Here is a 19205-nt window from a genome sequence, read left to right as displayed (position 1 = left end):
GGTCCCGCGACACCTCCCGGATGATCCAACGATAATTCGGCCACGCTGGCAATTCGCCAGACTGCCGCGCCGGGCCTGTCAATTCGGATGCGCGGCGCGGAACTTGGTGATATGCGGCATTTCTCCGGCCTCCGGAGTCGACAGCGCCCGAAGGACCCGCCGATGTTTTCGACATCGCAGCTCACCGATGCAGACCGCGATGCCGGGCTGAAATGGTATGTACGCAATGGGATGTTCTTCAAGATCATGGAGACGCTGTCGATCGGCGTCTTCCTGACCGCCTATGCGCTCGGCCTCGGCGCGTCCAATCTCGTGATCGGCGTGCTCGCCGCCATTCCCTCCCTGACCCAGCTGGCGCAATTGCCAGCCGTCTATCTGGTCGAGCGCATTGCCAGCCGCCGTTTCATGGCCGTCTCCCTCACCCTGGCAAGCCGGCTCACCCTGCTGGTGGCAGCGGCTGCGGCGCTGATCCATCCGGGGCCTCTGGCCCTGCTCCTTCTGGTGGTCGCCTTCGCCATTCGCTATATTTTCGGCGCCATTGCCGGCTGTGCCTGGAATAGCTGGGTGCGTGACTTCCTGCCGCCCGAACGCCGCGGCGTGTTCTCGGCCCAACGCCTGACCTGGATGACAATCATGGCGGCGATCGCGGCCCTGGCCGGCGGCGTATTTGTCGACCACTGGGCGGCGCTGACCGGCCTGCCCGTGCTCTACGCCTATTCCGCCCTGCTGGTCGTTGCGACGATCAGCGGTGTGCTGGAAAGCGTCGCTATGGCGCAGATCCCGGAACCAACGCCCCTCCCGCTCACCGAGACCGCCGACCAGAAGGCGGGCCTGTTCTCGCCACTGAAGGAAAAGAATTTCCGCCGCCTCGTCACCTTCCTGTTCTCGTGGAACTTCGCCAGCAATCTCGCGGCGCCCTTCTTTGCGGTGCAGATGCTGCGCCAGCTCGGGCTCGACCTGACGACGGTGATGGTGCTGACCGCGCTCAGCCAGGGCGCCAACGCGCTGGTGACCGGCACCTTCGGCTCGCTGGCGGACCGCTATTCCAACAGGCGCGTGCTGCAGTTTGCGGCGCCGCTCTTCATCGCCTGCATCTTCGCCTGGACCTTCACCAGCCTGCCGGAGCGGCATTTCTTCACTCTGCCCTTGCTGGTGGTGATCCATATCCTGACCGGGATTGCAACGGCTGGTGTGACCCTGGCCTCGGGCAATATGGCCAATGCCCTTTCGCCGTCGACCGGTGCGACCCGGCATCTCGCCCTGTGCGCCGCCTTCACCGCGATTGCCGCCGGCACCGCCCCGATCATTGGTGGTCTCTACGCCGATGTGCTCGCCAATTACGAGTTCTCGCTGACCGTCAACTGGCGCGCGCCGGGCGGTGAAACCGCCATCCATGCCTTCGACGTCACACGCTGGGACTTCTACTTCCTCGCCGCCACCGTGATCGGCCTGTGGTCACTGACCCGCCTCGACCAGATCGAGGAACCGTCGCAGGGCGGCCAGGTGCGCATGCGCCAGGAGCTGATGATGGGCGTCTGGCGCGGTGTGCAGACCGCATCCAGCATCGCCGGCCTCAAGGCCGTCAGCGATTTGCCGATCGCCCTGATCACCGAGCGCCTGTCGCGGCAGAAGAAGCCGCGGACGGCCAGGGGCAAGGGCAAGGCCGAGACTCCGGAGGCGTAGCTTCCCCCTACTCCGTCACCGCCGCCATCAGCCGCTCGATAAAGCCATTGCGCTCGCCGCTGTCGATCCAGCGGACCACGGCGACAATATCGTGTTCGGGGTCGATATAGATCATGTTGGTGCCGGCCCCGAGATAGGCGAAGCTGTTGTCCGGAGCGGACGGCACCGCAATCGCGGCGCCTTCGACATCGGGACGGTTGAGGAAGAAATTCATGTAGCCGTAAAACGGCGCGACATCGGTGGGCGTCAGCGAGCGCTCATACCAGGCCTCGGAGAGCAATTGCGTGCCGGCCCAATTGCCGCGATTGAGACCCAACAGGCCGAAACGGGCCTGGTCGTAGGCGGAGAGCATCATGCCGCCGCCCCAATGGCCGCCGCCAGACACCGACCAGTACAAGTCCTCGCCCTCCTCCAGCTCGACCCAGCTGTTCTTGTAGCCCTGCCATTCCCAGCTGCCGGAGGAGCCGATCGGCGTCATGATGCGCTCGTCGAGCACCTGCGCCAGCGGTTCGCGCCAGACATGAAGAGCCGCCAGAGCGAGCGCATTGACGCGGACGTCGTTATACTCCCAGACCGCGCCGGGCACGGGCGGTCCGGCGACCAGATCGCTGGCCGGATTGTCGCGCGATGGACGATCCGCCCAGTCCGGCTTGTCCCACAGCGTGCCGGACCAGCCCGAGGTCTGGCGCAGCATCTGGTCCCAGGTGATCGGCGTATTGTGTTCGGTGTGAAAGAGCGGGTCGGCGACCAGATCGGAGACCGGCGCCGAGATATCGGCAATCAGCCCGTCATCAACGGCCAGACCGACGACATGGCTGAGGAAACTCTTGGAGACCGAAAACGTCATGTCGACGCGCTCGAGATCACCCCATTCGGCGACGATATAGCCATGGCGTATGATGATCCCGGCCGGGCCGCCGCGCGGGCGCAATTCGCCGATCGGGCTGGAATAGGGCTCATAGGCCCAGGTCAGCGGCACCATGATCTCGAGGTCTCGGGCATCAATCCCCTCACCCCAGGCTTCCGGCGCGCGGGTTTCATGTGCGACGGCGAAATCAACTGCCGCTTGAAGCGCCGGGGCATCAAAGCCAAGCGAGGCCGGCGCCCGGCGCTCCCAGTCGGCATCGCCGGCGGCAGGGAAATAATCCTGGGCCTGGCTGCAGGCTGTCAGGGCAAGGCCAGCAAGGCCGGCGAGCAAAAGACGTTTCATGAGGTCCCCCCGGGGCGCATCAGCAGCCGTCCATCCGGCGGCACCCGTCGCGGCAAGTCTAGCGCGCAGCGTGGCGGGACAATAGCCCCGATGACGCCCGCGCAAGAGAGCCTGCGGGGACGCCCTATTGCGCCGCGCGAACGGCGTGACGCTTGCGCAGGACGGCGACGACGTCCTCCAGGCTGAGATCGCGCGATTCCAGCAGGACCAGCAGATGAAACATCAGGTCGGCGGCTTCCTCGGCAACCGCGGTGCGGCTTTCCGAGACGGCGGCCAGCGCCACCTCGACGCCCTCTTCGCCGACTTTCTGGGCCGGGCGTTTCGGGGCACGGGCCATCAGATTGCCGACATAGGAGCCCTTGGGCTTGTCCTTCTTGCGCTTCTTGATGATCGCGCGCAGGTGGGCCAGGAAGCCCAGGCCCGGACCGGGATCATCGCCGAAACAGCTCACCGTGCCGTTATGGCAGGCGGCGCCCTTCGGCTTGACCTCGACCAGAAGCGTATCCTGGTCGCAATCCAGCGCGATATTGATCAGTTTGAAACTGAGACCCGAAGTCTCGCCCTTTTTCCAGAGTGATTGCCTTGACCGGCTGAAAAAATGGACTTTTCCCGTTTCCTGCGTCAGCTGCAAAGCCTCGGCATTCATATAGCCCAGCATCAGGACCTGACGGGTTGCAGCGTCCTGGATAATGGCGGGAACCAGCCCGTCACCCTTGGCCCAATCAAGCGTGCTCGCATCGATCATGATCTTACCCTGATCCCGTTTTGGCCGAGATAGGCTTTCAATTCGCCGATCCCGAAGACCTGTTTGTGAAACACGCTGGCGGCCAGCGCCCCGTCAACATTGGCGGCATTGAAGACGGATTTGAAGTCTTCTTTGCTGCCCGCACCGCCCGAAGCGATCAAAGCTGTGGAACACACCGCCCGCGCCGCGGCAAGCTGTTCGATATCATAGCCGTCGCGCACCCCGTCCTGGTCCATGCAATTGAGCACGACCTCTCCGGCGCCGCGCTCGATACCCTCGGCAATCCAGTCCAGCGTGCGGCGCCGGGAGAGCTGTGTCTTGTCAGGATCGCCGGTGTATTGGTGGACCTGCCACTCACCCTCGATGCGGCGGCTGTCGACGCCGAGCACAACGCACTGACAGCCAAATTCCGCCGCCAGCGCATCGATCAGAGCGGGATTTTCCAGCGCCGGGGAATTGATCGAGATCTTGTCGGCGCCGGCGAACAGACGGGCGCGGGCATCATCGACGCTGCGGATGCCGCCGGCGACGCAGAAGGGAATGTCGAGCTCGCGTGCGACGGCGCTGATCCAGGCCGGCTCCACAGTCTGCCCGCGTGTGCTGGCCGCAATGTCGTAGAAGACCAGCTCGTCGGCGCCCTCGGCCGCATAGCGGCGGGCGAGATCGACGATGCCGCCGACATCCTCATGGTCGCGAAAACGCACGCCTTTCACCACGCGGCCATCGCGCACGTCGAGGCAGGGAATTATCCGTCTTGCGAGCATGCCAGCGCCTCTTTCAGCGTGAAAATGCCCTCATAGAGCGCCTTGCCGGTGATGGCCCCGGCCATGCCAAGCTCGCGCACCGCCTCGAGATCGGCCAGCGAGGAGACGCCGCCCGACGCTTGCCAGTCGACCCCGGGATGGCGTTCGAGCAGGTCGACATAGAGCGCCAGATTGGGGCCGGACAGATCGCCATCGCGGCTGATATCGGTGACCAGGGCGTGTTTGAGACCGGAACCGTCATAGGCGGCAATGACGTCGGGCAAGGTGGTCATCATCATGTCGGTCCAGCCCTGCAGCGCCGGTCGGTAGCTGCCACCGAGGCGTTTGACGTCCAGCGCCAGGGTGATCCGCTCGGCACCATAGGTCTCGATCCAGTCGCGCACCAATGGCGCATTGGTGACCGCGAGACTGCCGATGATGACGCGTTCGACGCCGATCGCCAGCAGGCTCTCGATATCCTCGGCCGCGCGCACGCCGCCGCCGGTCTGCACCCGCAGGCCGGTCTGGCAGATTTGCCGGATGGTCTCGGTCTGGCGCCGGGCGCCGTCACGGGCACCGGCGAGATCGACGACATGGACCCAGCCCGCGCCGGCCTCGCCAAAGCTTTCCGCGACGGCGACCGGGTCATCGCCATAATCGGTGACGGCATCGAAGGCGCCCTTGTGCAGACGCACGACACGGCCCTCGAGCAGGTCGATGGCGGGATAGAGGATCATGACGCGGCTCCGGCGAAATTCATCAGGATACGGGCCCCGGCAGCACCGGAGCGTTCGGGGTGGAATTGACAGCCGGCAACATGGCCCCTGCGCACCAGCGCGGAGACCGGCGTGCCGTAATCGCAGACGGCGCGTGTTGCCGGGCCCGGCAGGGCGTAATAGCCGTGCACGAAATAGACATGGCTGCCCGGTGCGATGCCGGCCAGAAGCGGTTCTTCGGGATCAAACGCGTCGAGCTCGTTCCAGCCCATATGCGGCCAGACCAGGCCCTCGGCCCGCGGCAGCCGGATAATATCGCCGGCGATCAGGCCGAGACCGTCGACACCGCCCTCTTCAGAGCGGTCGAACAGGAGCTGCATCCCAAGGCAAATGCCCAACAGCGGCCGGTCATCGCCGCGCAGCATCTCGCTCCAGCCCCGCTCGGTCAGCCGGGTCATGGCGGGCGCAGCCGAGCCGACACCGGGCAGGATCAGGCGGTCGCAATCAGCGACGCCCGCCGGCTCGGAGGCCGCGACATGGTCGAGCCCGGCGCGCTCCAGCGCGAAGCGCACCGAGGCGAGATTGGCGCAGCCGGTATCGATGACGCCGATCTTCATTCGAGGAATTCCTTGGTCGATGGCAGGCGTTCGCTCTCGATACGCACGGCCTGGCGCAGCGCCCGGCCAAAGGCCTTGAACGAGCCCTCAACCATGTGGTGGGCATTCTCGCCCTCGACGCGGACATGGATCGCCGCCTTCATCGATTCAGCGAGCGAGCGGAAGGCGTGCGGCACCATTTCGACCGGGAATTCGCCGACCCGCTCGCCGGGAATCTCGCCCTCGAATTTGGCAAAGGGTCGTCCCGACAGATCGATCCAGACCCCGGCCCTGGTCTCGTCCATCGGCAGTTCAAAGCCGAAACGGGCAATGCCGCGCTTGTCGCCGAGCGCTTCGTGCAGGGCTTCGCCGAGCGTCAGGCAGATATCCTCGATCGTGTGGTGGGCATCGATCTCGAGATCGCCGGTGGCGTCGATATTGACGGCGATGCCGGCATGGCGGGCGATCTGGTCAAGCATGTGATCGAAATAGCCGATCCCGGTCGCAATCTGGCTCGGCCCGTCGCGGTCGAGATCGACGACAACGGTAATATCGGTCTCCTTGGTCTTGCGGCGCTTGGCACTGGTGCGCAGGCGCGGACCGGACACATCATCCGGCCAGGCCTGCGCCCATTCGCGCCTGAGCCGCATCGCGGTTTCGTGCCCGGCCAGGCCTTCCAGCGCCGCCAGCCGCTCGACCGTCGGTGCCATCGCGGCAGCGCCGGCCTTGCTGGCGCGCAATATCGTGGTGGTCTTCTGGAACGCCTCGACCGTGACGCCGCCATGGGCCCGCGCCGCCCCGCCGGTGGGCAGGGTGTGATTGGGACCGGCGGCATAATCGCCGGCGGCTTCCGGCGCCCAGGCGCCGACAAAGATCGAACCGGCATGGCGCACGCGAGCGACCAGGGCTTCGGCCTCGCCGAGCTGCAGGATCAGGTGTTCCGGGGCGTAGGCATTGGCCACGTCCGCTGCGTCAACGAGGCTGTCGCACAATATGGTGCGCGAATTGGCCATGGCCTGGCGGGCGATGTCGGCGCGCGGCAAGGCCGTGAGCTGTTCCTCGACGGCGGCGACAATGCGCGCGCGGGTCGCGGCGTCGAAACAGACCAGCATCACCTGCGCTGACGGGTCATGTTCGGCCTGGCTCAGCAGATCGCTGGCGACAAAACCGGCATCGGCATTGGCATCGGCAATCACCATCACCTCGCTCGGCCCCGCTGGCAGATCGACCGCGGGACCGCCGGGCAGACCGGCGACATAGGCCTTGGCGGCGGCGACATAGGCATTGCCCGGTCCGAAAATCTTGTCGGCGCGGGGCAGACCAGCCGAGCCGGTCGCCAGTGCGGCAACCGCTTGCGCGCCGCCGATGGCATAAATCTCATCGAGGCCGAGCAGGCTGGCGGCCGCCAGCAGGCTGGGATTGACGCCTCCGGGGCCTGCCGGGGGAGCCACAACGACAATGCGCGGCACGCCGGCGAGCTGGGCCGGGATGGCGAGCATGATCAGGGTCGAGACCAGCGGCGCGCTGCCAGCGGGCACGTAGAGCGCGGCAACATCGACCGGTGTCGCACGGCGCGACGCCGTCACGCCAGGCCAAGTCTCGACGCTATAGGATCCATAGCCCTGGCGGACATGGAAACGGCGCACGGCGTCAGCGGCGGCGAGGATGGCTTCGGCATCGGCCTCACCAAGCGCGGCGCGCGCTGCAGCGATGGTGGCCGCATCGACGCGGAAATCATCCGGGGCATAGCCATCGAGCCGGGCAGCATATTCGCGCACGGCCTTGTCGCCACCCGCATAGATGGCGTCGACGATATCGCGGGCGGCGGCAGCGGCGGTATTGGTCGCTTCGGGGCGTTGCAGGGCCGCGCGGCGTTGATCCGCGTCGGCGGTCGACCAGTTGAGGGTTTCGAGCATCATATCAGGCCAGCATTTTTTCGATCGGCAGGACCAGGATGGCGCGGGCGCCCTCTTTTTCCAGCGCTTCGAGGGTTTCCCAGAAGACGCGCTCGCGGCAGACCGCGTGCAGCGCCACCACATCATCGCGGCCCGCGACCTGGGCGATGGTCGGCGCGTCGGCACCGGGCAGCAAGGCACGGATGGCGTCGAGCCGGTCTTTCGGCGCGTTGAGCATGATGTATTTGGTCTGCGAGGAGGCGATCACGCCCTCGGCGCGGCGCATCAGGATGCGGGCGATGGCGTCGGTCTCGGCATCGCGGGCGCCCTTGCGGCGGATCAGCACCGCCTCGCTTTCGAACACGGTCTCGATCGCCTTGAGGCCATTGGCCTGCAGCGTCGCGCCGGAGGAGACCAGATCGCAGATCGCATCGGCAATGTGCAGCCGCGGCGCGACCTCGACCGAACCGCGCATCTCGACGATCTCGACCTCGATACCGCGCTCCGCAAGATAGGCTTTGGTGATGCCGGGATAGGAGGTGGCGATTGCCTTGCCCTGCAGATCCTCCAGCGTCCGGATCTCGCCCTCGACCGGCACGGCGAGCTTGAGCCGGCAAGTGGCAAAGCCGAGCCGCAGGGCGATCTCCAGCTCGGAGGTGCGGCCACCGGCAAGTTGTTCTTCGCGCAGTACATTCTCGCCGACAATGCCGTAATCGCACGCCCCGCTGGCGACGAAATTCGGGATATCGTCATCGCGCACCAGCATCAGGTCGACGGGCATGTTCTCGGCGCGCTGGTGCAGCTTGTCGCGGCCATAGGCGAAGCGCAGACCGCAACGCTTCAACAGATCCATACCGCCTTCGGAGAGACGGCCCTTGCTTTGAACGGCGATGCGCAAACGGGTCACAATTGGGCCTCCTTGAGGCGTTGCAGAATGAGGCGGTAGCCCTGCCAGGGCTCCTGGGTGAGGAAGCGCGAGACGCGGGTGACGGTGGTGGTCGAGGCGCCGGTCATCTCGGCGATCTCGCGATAGGAATGACCGCCCTCGGCGAGCAGGCCGGCGACGCGCCAGCGCTCGGTCAGCGTCTTCATCTCGCCCGGCGTGAGCAGATCGCGCAGGAAGCGTTCGCCCTCCTCATCGGTCTTGATGGCGCGCAATGCGGCGACGAGCGGAGCCAGGTCGGGCTGGTCGCTGCGGCGTTCATCTGACGTCTCGTCGATCATGGATCGTCCTCCTGAGCCTCGATATAGCGTGTTAGCGCGCTAATACAATGGGGCAAGTGCAGGGGTGTGACCAGGCGCGGACGCCAATTCCTCCCGGCAAGGCCGCCGCGCGGGGCGGAGCGATCCCTGAAATCCTTGCCAGGCAGGGCGGATCCCGGCATGGTTTTCACGGCGGGGTTTGGCCGCTGGGGCCCGATTTTTCAAGCTAGGCGTTTCGCGGCCTTGAACGACGAATGCCCCCGTTTTTCCCCACGCACGCATCGCCCAGCTGCCCTGCCGGTGCCGCAAGGAGCAAGCCCATGACAGATACCACATTCGGACCCAGGGGCTGGACGCCGGAGCGTCTCGGCTCGCTGGCGGGCAAGACCTTCGTCATCACCGGCGGCAATGCAGGCGCCGGCTTCCAGGCCTCGCGCATCCTTTTGTCGAAGGGGGCCAGACTGGTGATGCTGAACCGCAGCGCGGAGAAATCGACGGCCGCTGTCAAACAGCTGCAGGCGGAATTTGGCGCGGCGGCCGATGTCAGTTTCGTGCGCATGGACCTGGCCGAGCTGGCCAGCGTGCGCGCAGCGGCGGAGGAGGTGTTGCAGACCGTGCCGCGGATCGACGCGCTGATCTGCAATGCGGCGATTGCGCAAGTGCCGACCCGGACGCTCACCCCTGATGGCTTTGAAAGCCAGCTTGGCACCAATCATTACGGGCATTTCCTGCTGAGCGGCCTGCTGTTCGGCCGCATCGAGGCGAGCGGCGGCCGGATCGTCGTGGTCGCCAGCCTCGGCTATAATATGGGGATCCGGACCATCCAGTTCGACGACATGAACTGGGACCACAATTACAGCCCCAACCCGGTCTATAGCCAGAGCAAGCTGGCGCAGATGATGTTTGCCTATGAGCTGCAGGACCGCCTCAAGGCGGCGGGCAAGGAAGTCGGGGTCTATGTCTGTCACCCCGGCGCATCCGCGACCTCGCTCATCGCCACCAGCGGCGGGCTGCTGACACGGATGAGCTGGTGGCTGCTGAGCCGGACGCCGCTGGTGCAAAGCGCCGAAAAAGGCTCCTGGCCGGAAGTCATGTGCGCGACCGAGGACGGTCTGGAACCGCGCGCGCTCTATGGTCCCACCGGCCCAATGCAGACGGGCGGCCCGGTCGGCAAGGGCACGCTCAACCCGCACGCCCATGACAAGGCGGTCATGCAAAGGCTGTGGACCGTGTCGGCAGCGGCGACGGGGTTTAGCTGGGATCTCTGACCGGGATGAGCGGGGGGTGATGGGCAGCAACGAGGGCAGGTAGCTCTGGCACCTGTCCCAAGGCAGACTCCCCTTTTCCCCGGGACGCGTACCAGAGGTACACGTCCCTCTTCGGTGACCGGTGCGTGCAGCCGGCAAAATCGACGAGCCTGCGCCCTTCACGTCCCGCCAGGCCCGCCCCACGCCGGGCGGAGCGATCCCTGGAAGCCTTGCCAGTCTGGCCGGATCCCGGCATGGTTTTCAGGGTGGGGTGTGGCCCGGTGGGGAAGTAAGCGAGATTACCTCACCCATTTTCATAGCTAAGATCGAGAAGCGCCTTCGCTCTTTCGAAATCAGCAGCAGAGCTGATAACGATTTCCAGATCCCCTGTCCCAAAATGTCCGATCTTCCGGACGTCCCGGGTAAACCCCTGTTCAAGCTGAATCGTGTCAGGATCAACCTTCACATAAACCAGCAAATTGCGGGTTCGGGTGTGGACCTCAACGCAGGCGAAGTTTTTGATGCGCTTGAAAGCAAAATATTTTTTCAGCGCCTTGACCTGAACGTCGTCTCCCAGATTCGTCAGGTATTCCTTCAAGGCATCAAATCGGTCGGTGAGTTCTTGGTCAGCCTGCGCCAAATAGTCCGAGACTGTCTTGTCGGCGGCTCGTGCACCGCTGGGACCGGCGGACATCACCTGGGCTGCTGCAGCGCCATTGGTTGGCGCGGAGACGGCGTTCACTTGTTCCAGCATCAATAGGTCATCACCGAACCTCATATACCGTATCAGTTCGATATTGTGGTTCATCTGTTTGATGGCGTGCTCATCATACTTGCTGAAATCGCCAGCGATACAGATCAACCTCGGTGCCGACCATTCGACCGCCTGCGCAGATTCAGCGCCAAGGTTTTTCAGCACCAACATTTCGAAGTCGCCGCGGTGGGTAACAAGCCAATCGAGGTAGAAGAGGCCCTGATTGATGACATTCGCATTCGTTGCGCGCTTGTACTCAATAATCACCGGGCATCCATTTTCGTCGATGCCCAGCGTGTCCATGCGCCCGCCATGTTCGCGACCGGTCGAAAACTCTGACGCCAGAAAGCGAACACCCAGGAACGTTTCCAGATTGCGTTCGATCAACGCCTGCAGCGACTTTTCCAGAGCAGCGGCCTTACCGTGGATCTCCGCGACGCGATCAGCGTGGAGGCGAAAGAGTTTCAAATCACTCATGCAAATACGGTCTCCGCGGAAACTGGAAAGCTGGGGAAGTTGTATAGATCTCAAATGCACATTGTTCCAGCTCAGGACACCCTCGCAGGACGTGGTAGCCACGGCAGTGGCGCCCGGCTGGACCAAGGTGCGGAATCCGCTCGTGTGTTCAGGTAAGCAGACACCAAATTCTTGCGGTGAGCCGCCCCGTCGACCCTTTTCCCCCGGGACGCGTACCAAAGGTACACGTCCCTCCTCGACCACCCTTGAGCACCACCCCGCTTTCTTCCCCGCTAGCGGGGAAGTGGCGCGGACGTAGTCCGGGCCGATGGGGCCGCGGCCGCAGGCTGCGGGCAGACGCCGGCGCCAGGCACCGCCGCGCGATGCGCGCCGGCCCCGCCCCCCTCCATAGCCTCGGCGGCGGAGGGTCCACCGCTTCGCGGTCCCCCTCCCCGCTGTTGCGGGGAGGAAAGTGCCCCGCCCCCTCGCCTTTCACCACCCCAGCCCCTATATCTCCATCATCTCATAGCTACAGAGTCTTGCACCCATGATGGACTACACCGAGATGCAGCCGGTCGCCGAGAGCGTCGCTGATGTGATGAAGACGCTGGCGCATCCCAAGCGGTTGCTGGCGCTGTGTGCGCTGGTGGATCAGGAGCGCTCGGTGGGCGAGCTGGCGGCGGCGCTGGGGGTGCGTGACCAGGCGATGTCGCAGCAATTGGCGATCCTGCGTGCCAAGGGGCTGGTGGCGACGCGGCGCGAGAACCAGACGATTTACTACAGCCTCGCCAGCGCCGAGATTCGCACCATCATGGAATCTCTCTACAAGACCTATTGTCCACCCGCCCCCGCCTGAACGGTGCGGGCGGTTCAATCGCATTTGCGTACTTGCAGAGTTTTGCAGACACCCTATATCCATTACAGACACACCGCAGCCATCCGCGTCCCAGGAGTCCAGCGATGAAGCAGAAACCGGAAATCAAATCCTTCTTCGACCCGGACACGTTCACGGTCAGCTATGTCGTCTGGGATCCGGCGACCAAGCGCGCCGCCGTGATCGATTCCGTGCTCAATTACTGCCCCGCCTCCGGGCGCACGACGACGAAATCGGCCGATACGGTGATCGAATTTGTCCGCGCCGAGGGGCTGACGGTGGAGTGGGTGCTGGAAACCCATGTCCATGCCGACCATCTCTCGGCGGCGCCCTATATCAAGGAGCATCTCGGCGGCCGGATCGGCATCGGCAATCATGTCAGCCAGGTGCAGGACGTGTTCGGCGAGATCTTCGATGCCGGGCCGGGTTTTGCCCATGACGGCTCGCAATTCGACCATCTCTTCGAGGATGGCGAGCGCTTCAAGATCGGCGGGCTCGAGGCCGAGGCGATCTGGACACCGGGCCATACGCCGGCCTGTCAGGTCTATCATATCGGCGATGCCGGCTTTGTCGGCGACACGCTCTTCATGCCCGATTTCGGCACCGCGCGCTGCGACTTCCCCGGCGGCGATGCGGCGACGTTGTATCACTCGATCCAGAAGATTTACGCCCTGCCCGACGAGACGCGGCTCTTCATGTGCCACGACTATATGGCGCCGGGCCGCGAGCATTATGCCTGGGAGACGACGGTTGGCGAGCAGAAGGCCAGCAATATCCATATCAAGGCCGGCACCACCGAAGCGGAATTCGTCAAGATGCGCACGGAGCGCGACGCGACGCTGTCAATGCCGACGCTGATCCTGCCCTCGGTGCAGGTCAATATGCGCGCCGGGCATCTGCCGGAGCCGGCGGAGAATGGCCGCCGCTATCTGAAAATCCCGCTCAATGCAGTCTGAGCTCTTCCAGCGCGCCAAGCGGATCCTGCCGGGTCTGCAATGGCTGGAGGGCTATAGCCGCCGCACCTTTGGCGAGGATGCGCTGGCGAGCCTGATCACGGCGATCCTGCTGATCCCGCAAAGCCTCGCCTATGCCCTGCTCGCCGGCCTGCCGGCGCAGGCGGGGCTTTATGCCTCGATCGCGCCGCTGGTGGCGTATGCCCTGTTCGGCTCGAGCCGGGTGCTGGCCGTCGGGCCGGTCGCGGTTGTCTCCCTGATGACGGCGGCGGCGATCGGCAATCTCGGACTGACCGATCCGGCACAACAAATGGCCGCCGCCGGGGCGCTGGCCGCGCTCTCGAGTTTCTTCCTGCTGATGTTTGGCCTGTTCAAGCTCGGCAGTGTCTCCAACTTCCTCAGCCGGCCGGTGGTGGGCGCCTTTGTTACCGCCTCGACGATTCTGATCATCGCCAGCCAGGCCAAGCATATCCTCGGCATCAACTCCCACGGCTCGACCCTGCCGGAAATCCTGCTCTCGATGACGCCGCAGCTGACCGCGATCAATCTGGTGGCGCTGGTGATCGGTGTCGGCAGTATCGCTTTCCTGGTCGCGGCTCGCACCGTGCTGCCGCGCCTGTTGACGGCGATGAAGCTGAGCGACGACATGGCCGGCGGCATCGCCCGCGCCGCCCCGGCCGGCCTCGTCGTATTGGCCACCGCCATCGCCTGGGGGCTGCATCTCGACAACAGCGCCGATCTGGCCGTGGTCGGCGCCCTGCCGAGTGGTTTGCCCCCGCTGCAATTGCCCATCGTCAGCCTTGATATCTGGCGAGCCCTGATCGGGCCGGCGGCGCTGATCTCCCTGATCGGCTTCGTCGAAAGCGTCTCGGTCGGCCAGTCGCTCGCGGCAAGACGGCGCGAAAGCGTCAATCCGGACCGCGAACTCTTCGGCCTCGGCGCGGCCAATGCGGCCGCCGCCCTGACCGGCGGCTATCCGGTGACCGGCGGTTTTGCCCGCTCGGTCGTCAATGAGGCCGCCGGCGCGCAAACCCCGCTGGCCGGCGTCATGACGGCGGTGGTCATCCTGGCGGTCGCGGTGTTTTTAACCCCCCTCTTCCACTTCCTGCCCAAGGCAACCCTGGCCGCGACCATCCTGGTGGCTGTTGCCAAGCTGGCCGATTTCGGCGGTCTGTGGAAGGCGTGGAAATATGCCCCGGCCGATGGCGCGGCGGCGTTTCTGACCCTGTTTGGTGTGCTGTTTCTCGGCGTCGAGATCGGCCTGACCCTCGGCGTGGTGCTCTCGGTCGGCGCGGCGCTACAGCGCACGATGCGGCCGCACTGGACGCGCGTCGGCCAGGTGCCGGGCACGCATCATTTCCGCAATCCGAACCGGCATGAGGTGATCATCTCGCCGCATGTCTACGCCCTGCGCGTCGACGGGGCGCTGTATTTCGCCAATGCGCGTTTCCTGGAGGAACTCGTCGCCGACATTATCGCCGGCAATGACGGTATCACCGATTTCGTCCTGATGTTCCCGGCGGTCAATTTCGTCGATGCCAGTGCGCTGGAAAGCCTGGTCGCGATCAATCACCGCCTGATGGATGCCGGTGTCAAACTGCACCTGTCCGAAGTGATCGGTCCGGTCAGTGACCGGCTCGGCGCCGCCGGCTTCCTCGAGGCGCTGTCCGGCGAGGTCTTCCTGTCGCAATATGCCGCCATGCGCACCCTCGACCCGGACACAACGCTGCGGGCCGAAGGTCTGCAGGCCTGAGCAGACGCGCCTGCGAACGCCCCCGGGCCCCGGCTTGAGTCCGTCCTGAAATCCCCATTATCCTCACCCCTGCCATAGGCTAGACTGCATATTCGTCCATCCGCGATCCAAACCGGAGTTCCCGCCCATGCCGTCCCAGGACCAGACCGTCTATCCCGTCCCCGAATCCAGCAAGCGCTCCACCCTCGTCAATGCCGAACGCTATGCCGAACTTTACCGGCAATCGGTCGATCAGCCCGACGCCTTCTGGCGTCAGGAAGCGGCGCGGCTGGAGTGGATGACGCCCTTCACCCAGGTCGAGGACACCTCATGGGACAAGGATGATTTGCATATCCGCTGGTTCGCCGACGGCACGCTCAATGCCTGCGCCAATTGCATCGACCGGCATCTGCCCGAGCGCGCCCATGACACCGCGATCATCTGGGAGGGCGATGATCCCGCCGCCAGCACGAAAATCACCTATGGCGAGCTGCACGACCATGTCTGCCGCCTGGCCAATGGTCTCAAATCGCTCGGCGTCAAGAAGGGCGACCGCGTCACCATCTACATGCCGATGATCCCGGAAGCGGCCTATGCCATGCTCGCCTGCGCCCGCATCGGGGCGGTGCATTCAGTCGTGTTTGGCGGCTTCTCGCCGGAAGCCCTGGCCGGGCGGATCAATGATTGCGCCAGCGACATTGTCATCACCGCCGATGAGGGCATGCGCGGCGGCAAGGCGACGCCGCTGAAGGCCAATGTCGACCGGGCGATGCATCACGCGCCCGGCGTCAAACAGGTCGTCGTCGTCAAGCGCACCGGCGGCGCGATGAAATGGGATCCGGCCCGTGATGTCTGGTATCACGACCTGATCGCGCGCCAGCCCGCCACCTGCCCGCCCGAGCCGATGAATGCGGAAGACCCGCTCTTCATCCTCTACACCTCCGGCTCGACCGGCCAGCCCAAGGGCGTGCTGCACACCACCGGCGGCTATATGGTGTGGGCGGCGATGACGCATGAATATGTGTTCGATTACAAACGCGGCGAGATCTATTGGTGCACCGCCGATGTCGGCTGGGTCACCGGCCACAGCTATATTCTCTACGGGCCACTCGCCAATGGCGCCACGACGCTGATGTTCGAGGGCATCCCGACCTGGCCCGGGCCGGACCGCTTCTGGCAGGTGATCGACAAACACCAGGTCAATATCTTCTACACCGCCCCGACAGCGATCCGCGCCCTGATGCGCGAGGGCGACGGGCCGGTGCAGGGTTCCTCCCGCGCCTCGCTGCGCCTGCTCGGCTCGGTCGGCGAACCGATCAATCCGGAAGCCTGGACCTGGTATCACCGCGTCGTCGGCGATGGCCGCTGCCCGATCGTCGATACCTGGTGGCAGACGGAGACCGGCGGCATCATGATTTCCCCCCTGCCCGGCGCCACCGATCTCAAGCCCGGCTCGGCGACCAAGCCCGTCTTTGGCATCGTCCCGGCGCTGGTCAGCAGTGAGGGTGCGCCCCTGCCCGAGACCGGCGCGGCCGAGGGCAATCTGATCATCGAGCGCTCCTGGCCCGGCCAGGCGCGCACAATCTATGGCGACCACCAGCGCTTCATCGACACCTATTTCTCGACCTATCCCGGCGCCTATTTCACCGGCGATGGCGCGCGCCGTGACGAGGACGGTTATTGGTGGATCACGGGCCGCGTCGACGACGTGCTCAATGTCTCCGGTCACCGGCTCGGCACGGCCGAGATCGAGAGCGCACTCGTGGCCCATACCGATGTCGCCGAGGCGGCCGTCGTCGGTTATCCGCACGATATCAAGGGCCAGGGGATCTATTGTTATGTGACGCTGAATTCCGGCATCGTGCCGAACGAGGATTCGGCGAAAATGCTGCGCCAGTGGGTGCGCCAGGAGATCGGCCCGATCGCGACGCCCGACCTGGTGCAATTCGCCCCGGGCCTGCCAAAGACCCGTTCGGGCAAGATCATGCGGCGCATTTTGCGCAAGATCGCCGAGAACGAGTTTGGCAATCTGGGAGACACGTCTACACTCGCGGACCCGAGCGTTGTTGAAGATCTGATCGAGAACCGGAAAAACCGATGAAGCGTGTTGTTGTCCTAGCCGTCGCCGCCAGCAGCCTTCTGGCCGCCTGTGCCACCGAAACCGTGCCCGCCTGCCGCGCGCCGCAAGCCCATGAGATGGCCGCCTTCGCCGCCATCATCAGCCATAATGAAACCAATGTGAGCCAGAGCCTGGCACCAAACGCGCTGCGCAATGCCTTCATCCGGCGCGACCCGCTGGTGCGCGCCTGGGTCTGGGGGGCACCGGGGCAGACCCAGGGCACGCTGGTCGGCATGCTGTCGCAGCCACCGCTGTGCATCATCGATGATCCGCGCGTCGCGGCAACCGAGACCGTGCGTCAGGTGCTGGTCTATCCGCAGGCGGCCTTCAACCGCGTCGCCCCGCCGGCTGCCACGCCGCTGGCCGATGCACCCCCGCCCTATGGCAGCGCCATGCGCGATTTCCTCAGCTGCCGCTTTGAAAGCACCGCTGATGGCTGGAAACTGGCCGATATGTGCGGCTATCGCATGCCCTCCAGCATGAGCGGTTCCTGATCGCCGCACCCGCTCCCGGCAGACAGAAAAGACCGGCTGCGAGCCTCGCAACCGGTCTTTGTACTGGACGCTGAACGCGCCGGGATCAGTCCTCGAACTCTTTCAGTCGCATCGACTTCTTGAGCCCTTCGGTCAGCACGTCATAGGCCGGCAGGGTGAGGAATTCGACGAATTCCTCCGACAGCACCAGATCGTGCAGGATTGTCGCCGCCTGGCGGATCTGGTTCTGGATCTCTTCCCGGCCGGCAACCTCGCCCTGAAGCGCCGTGCAGGTTGATTCAATCTGCGCGGCCAGTCCGGCATCGGTGAGCGCCGTGCCCTCGCGGGTCGATTTGCCGAAACGGCGCCACTGCCAGAGCTGGGCCCGCGCGATCTCGGCGGTGGCGGCATCTTCCATCAGATTGCGGATCGGCACGGCGCCGCGGCCACCCAGCCAGGCCGCGATATAGCGGATGGCGACATCGATATTGTCGGCAACACCGGCATCGCTGATCTCGCCTTCGGGCGCCTTGAGCAGATCATGCGTCGTCACCGGCATGGCGAATTCGTCAACGAAATCGAGCTGGTTGGCGTCCGGCATGTGTTTGTCGAACACCTCCATGGCAACCGTTACGAGATCGGGGTGCGCGACCCAGGTGCCGTCATGGCCATTTTTCACTTCGCGCAGCTTGTCCTGGCGGACCTGTTCCAGCGCCGCATCATTGGCCGCTTCATCGCCCTTGACGGGGATGAAGGCCGACATGCCGCCCATCGCATGGGCACCGCGGCGGTGGCAAACCGCCACAACGCGCCGGGAATAGGCCGCCATGAAGGGGGTTTTCATCGTCACCGCCGAGCGATCGGGCAGGACATGCTCGGGGCGTGCCTGCAGGCGTTTGATATAGCTGAAAATATAGTCCCAGCGGCCGCAATTGAGGGCAACAATATTGCCGCGCAGCTCGTACAGGATCTCGTCAAGCTCGAAACTGGCCGGCAGGGTCTCGATCAGCACGGTGGCGCGGATGGTGCCGCGCTCGAGACCAAGTTCGTCCTCGGCATGCTGGAAGACCAGCGCCCACAACCGCGCCTCGAAGCGGGACTCGATCTTGGGCAGGTAGAAGTATGGCCCCGTGCCGCGCTCTTTCAGGGCGGCGTGATTATTGAACAGATACAGGCCGAAATCGAAGAAGGACCCGGAGATGGCCTGACCGTTGACGCGCAGATTGCGTTCATCGAGATGCCAGCCGCGCGGACGCACGATCAACACCGCAGCGTCTTCATTGATCTGGTAGCGCTTGCCGTTTTTCTCGTCGACATAATCGATCTCGCGGCGCACGGCGTCGCGCAGATTGATCTGTCCCTCGATCAGGTTGGACCAGACCGGCGAGGTCGCATCCTCGAAGTCGGCCATGAAACATTTGGCGCCGGAATTGAGCGCGTTGACGACCATTTTGCGATCAACCGGACCGGTGATCTCGACACGGCGGTCCTGCAGATCGGCGGGCGCCGGGCGGACTTTCCACTCACTGGCGCGGATATCGGCGGTCTCGTGCGGGAACATCAGCAAGGCACCGACATTCAGCTCGGCCTGGCGCTCGGCACGATGGCGCAGCAGCGACTGACGGCGCTTCTCGAAACGGCGATGCAGGCCGGCGAGGAAGTCCAGCGCCTCATGGCTGAGAATATCGCGGTAACCCGGCTCGAGATGGCCCAGGATTTCAACGCCGCTCGGTGTAATCTGTGTCATGGCTGTCTCCAGTCGGCAAAAGATATGCGGGGTGCGCGGATGGTCTGCGCACCCCGCCT

General features: G+C 64.7%; 17 protein-coding genes. 7 read left to right on the top strand and 10 right to left on the bottom strand.

Going from position 1 to position 19205, the window contains the following annotated elements:
• Positions 1 to 162 precede the first annotated feature (162 nt).
• Entirely contained in the window at positions 163 to 1683 is a 1521-nt protein-coding gene (locus tag ACN0YL_RS07570) for an MFS transporter (protein WP_417491752.1), read from the top strand.
• Between the two features lie 7 nt (positions 1684 to 1690).
• Here ACN0YL_RS07570 and ACN0YL_RS07565 read toward each other — a convergent pair whose 3' ends face one another.
• The 8 genes from ACN0YL_RS07565 to ACN0YL_RS07530 all read right to left on the bottom strand — a co-directional run bounded on the left by ACN0YL_RS07565 (position 1691) and on the right by ACN0YL_RS07530 (position 8812).
• Positions 1691 to 2893, bottom strand: coding sequence for a serine hydrolase domain-containing protein (locus ACN0YL_RS07565; protein ID WP_417491753.1), 1203 nt, complete (start codon positions 2891 to 2893; stop codon positions 1691 to 1693).
• Between the two features lie 124 nt (positions 2894 to 3017).
• Complete coding sequence (gene hisIE, locus ACN0YL_RS07560) at positions 3018 to 3638, bottom strand: bifunctional phosphoribosyl-AMP cyclohydrolase/phosphoribosyl-ATP diphosphatase HisIE (protein ID WP_417497571.1); 621 nt, start codon at positions 3636 to 3638, stop codon at positions 3018 to 3020.
• Positions 3635 to 4402 (bottom strand): imidazole glycerol phosphate synthase subunit HisF, encoded by a 768-nt coding sequence (gene hisF / locus ACN0YL_RS07555; RefSeq protein WP_417497570.1) that lies wholly within the window; start codon positions 4400 to 4402, stop codon positions 3635 to 3637. The genes hisIE and hisF overlap by 4 nt, the downstream gene beginning before the upstream one ends.
• Entirely contained in the window at positions 4384 to 5118 is a 735-nt protein-coding gene (hisA, locus tag ACN0YL_RS07550; RefSeq protein ID WP_417497569.1) for a 1-(5-phosphoribosyl)-5-[(5-phosphoribosylamino)methylideneamino]imidazole-4-carboxamide isomerase, read from the bottom strand. Before hisA ends, hisF begins: the two co-directional genes overlap by 19 nt.
• Positions 5115 to 5714 (bottom strand): imidazole glycerol phosphate synthase subunit HisH, encoded by a 600-nt coding sequence (hisH, locus tag ACN0YL_RS07545; protein ID WP_417491757.1) that lies wholly within the window; start codon positions 5712 to 5714, stop codon positions 5115 to 5117. Before hisH ends, hisA begins: the two co-directional genes overlap by 4 nt.
• The gene (hisD, locus tag ACN0YL_RS07540) at positions 5711 to 7612 is read right to left on the bottom strand and encodes a histidinol dehydrogenase (RefSeq protein ID WP_417497568.1); all 1902 of its coding nucleotides are present in this window, start codon (positions 7610 to 7612) and stop codon (positions 5711 to 5713) included. Before hisD ends, hisH begins: the two co-directional genes overlap by 4 nt.
• A 1-nt stretch (position 7613) precedes the next feature.
• A complete protein-coding gene (gene hisG, locus ACN0YL_RS07535) occupies positions 7614 to 8498 on the bottom strand; it encodes an ATP phosphoribosyltransferase (RefSeq protein WP_417491787.1) in 885 nt (294 codons plus the stop codon).
• The gene (locus ACN0YL_RS07530; protein WP_417497567.1) at positions 8492 to 8812 is read right to left on the bottom strand and encodes a YerC/YecD family TrpR-related protein; all 321 of its coding nucleotides are present in this window, start codon (positions 8810 to 8812) and stop codon (positions 8492 to 8494) included. The genes hisG and ACN0YL_RS07530 overlap by 7 nt, the downstream gene beginning before the upstream one ends.
• A 299-nt stretch (positions 8813 to 9111) precedes the next feature.
• Here ACN0YL_RS07530 and ACN0YL_RS07525 point away from each other — a divergent pair, with 299 nt between their 5' ends.
• On the top strand, positions 9112 to 10059 hold the full coding sequence (locus ACN0YL_RS07525) for an SDR family oxidoreductase (protein ID WP_417497566.1): 948 nt from the start codon (positions 9112 to 9114) through the stop codon (positions 10057 to 10059).
• A 283-nt stretch (positions 10060 to 10342) separates the two neighbouring features.
• Here ACN0YL_RS07525 and ACN0YL_RS07520 read toward each other — a convergent pair whose 3' ends face one another.
• Positions 10343 to 11269 carry a DUF5655 domain-containing protein gene (locus ACN0YL_RS07520; RefSeq protein WP_417497565.1) on the bottom strand — a complete coding sequence of 309 codons (927 nt, stop codon included), beginning with the start codon at positions 11267 to 11269 and terminating at the stop codon, positions 10343 to 10345.
• A 526-nt stretch (positions 11270 to 11795) separates the two neighbouring features.
• Here ACN0YL_RS07520 and ACN0YL_RS07515 point away from each other — a divergent pair.
• From ACN0YL_RS07515 to ACN0YL_RS07495, 5 genes are all read left to right on the top strand, one after another.
• A complete protein-coding gene (locus ACN0YL_RS07515; RefSeq protein ID WP_417491762.1) occupies positions 11796 to 12104 on the top strand; it encodes an ArsR/SmtB family transcription factor in 309 nt (102 codons plus the stop codon).
• Positions 12105 to 12208: 104 nt separating this feature from the next.
• On the top strand, positions 12209 to 13078 hold the full coding sequence (locus ACN0YL_RS07510) for an MBL fold metallo-hydrolase (protein WP_417497564.1): 870 nt from the start codon (positions 12209 to 12211) through the stop codon (positions 13076 to 13078).
• Positions 13068 to 14828, top strand: coding sequence for a SulP family inorganic anion transporter (locus ACN0YL_RS07505; protein WP_417497563.1), 1761 nt, complete (start codon positions 13068 to 13070; stop codon positions 14826 to 14828). Before ACN0YL_RS07510 ends, ACN0YL_RS07505 begins: the two co-directional genes overlap by 11 nt.
• A 127-nt stretch (positions 14829 to 14955) precedes the next feature.
• Complete coding sequence (gene acs, locus ACN0YL_RS07500) at positions 14956 to 16908, top strand: acetate--CoA ligase (RefSeq protein WP_417497562.1); 1953 nt, start codon at positions 14956 to 14958, stop codon at positions 16906 to 16908.
• Complete coding sequence (locus ACN0YL_RS07495; protein WP_339741695.1) at positions 16905 to 17420, top strand: hypothetical protein; 516 nt, start codon at positions 16905 to 16907, stop codon at positions 17418 to 17420. The genes acs and ACN0YL_RS07495 overlap by 4 nt, the downstream gene beginning before the upstream one ends.
• An 85-nt stretch (positions 17421 to 17505) precedes the next feature.
• On the opposite strand, the gene aceB is transcribed toward ACN0YL_RS07495, so the two are convergent.
• Complete coding sequence (aceB, locus tag ACN0YL_RS07490) at positions 17506 to 19146, bottom strand: malate synthase A (protein WP_417470569.1); 1641 nt, start codon at positions 19144 to 19146, stop codon at positions 17506 to 17508.
• Between the last annotated feature and the right edge of the window lie 59 nt (positions 19147 to 19205).

It is taken from the genome of Maricaulis sp. (assembly GCF_048269565.1).
In the GTDB taxonomy this organism is placed as follows: Bacteria; Pseudomonadota; Alphaproteobacteria; order Caulobacterales; family Maricaulaceae; genus Maricaulis.
This window is presented reverse-complemented; position numbering and strand designations above follow the sequence as displayed.

Coding starts and splice junctions, on each gene's coding strand:
- ACN0YL_RS07520 (WP_417497565.1), bottom strand. CDS start 11,269: ATGAGTGATTTGAAACTCTTTCGCCTCCACGCTGATCGCGTCGCGGAG.
- hisH (WP_417491757.1), bottom strand. CDS start 5,714: ATGAAGATCGGCGTCATCGATACCGGCTGCGCCAATCTCGCCTCGGTG.
- ACN0YL_RS07570 (WP_417491752.1), top strand. CDS start 163: ATGTTTTCGACATCGCAGCTCACCGATGCAGACCGCGATGCCGGGCTG.
- ACN0YL_RS07525 (WP_417497566.1), top strand. CDS start 9,112: ATGACAGATACCACATTCGGACCCAGGGGCTGGACGCCGGAGCGTCTC.
- aceB (WP_417470569.1), bottom strand. CDS start 19,146: ATGACACAGATTACACCGAGCGGCGTTGAAATCCTGGGCCATCTCGAG.
- ACN0YL_RS07495 (WP_339741695.1), top strand. CDS start 16,905: ATGAAGCGTGTTGTTGTCCTAGCCGTCGCCGCCAGCAGCCTTCTGGCC.
- ACN0YL_RS07510 (WP_417497564.1), top strand. CDS start 12,209: ATGAAGCAGAAACCGGAAATCAAATCCTTCTTCGACCCGGACACGTTC.
- ACN0YL_RS07505 (WP_417497563.1), top strand. CDS start 13,068: ATGCAGTCTGAGCTCTTCCAGCGCGCCAAGCGGATCCTGCCGGGTCTG.
- acs (WP_417497562.1), top strand. CDS start 14,956: ATGCCGTCCCAGGACCAGACCGTCTATCCCGTCCCCGAATCCAGCAAG.
- hisIE (WP_417497571.1), bottom strand. CDS start 3,638: ATGATCGATGCGAGCACGCTTGATTGGGCCAAGGGTGACGGGCTGGTT.
- ACN0YL_RS07565 (WP_417491753.1), bottom strand. CDS start 2,893: ATGAAACGTCTTTTGCTCGCCGGCCTTGCTGGCCTTGCCCTGACAGCC.
- hisA (WP_417497569.1), bottom strand. CDS start 5,118: ATGATCCTCTATCCCGCCATCGACCTGCTCGAGGGCCGTGTCGTGCGT.
- hisF (WP_417497570.1), bottom strand. CDS start 4,402: ATGCTCGCAAGACGGATAATTCCCTGCCTCGACGTGCGCGATGGCCGC.
- ACN0YL_RS07530 (WP_417497567.1), bottom strand. CDS start 8,812: ATGATCGACGAGACGTCAGATGAACGCCGCAGCGACCAGCCCGACCTG.
- ACN0YL_RS07515 (WP_417491762.1), top strand. CDS start 11,796: ATGATGGACTACACCGAGATGCAGCCGGTCGCCGAGAGCGTCGCTGAT.
- hisD (WP_417497568.1), bottom strand. CDS start 7,612: ATGATGCTCGAAACCCTCAACTGGTCGACCGCCGACGCGGATCAACGC.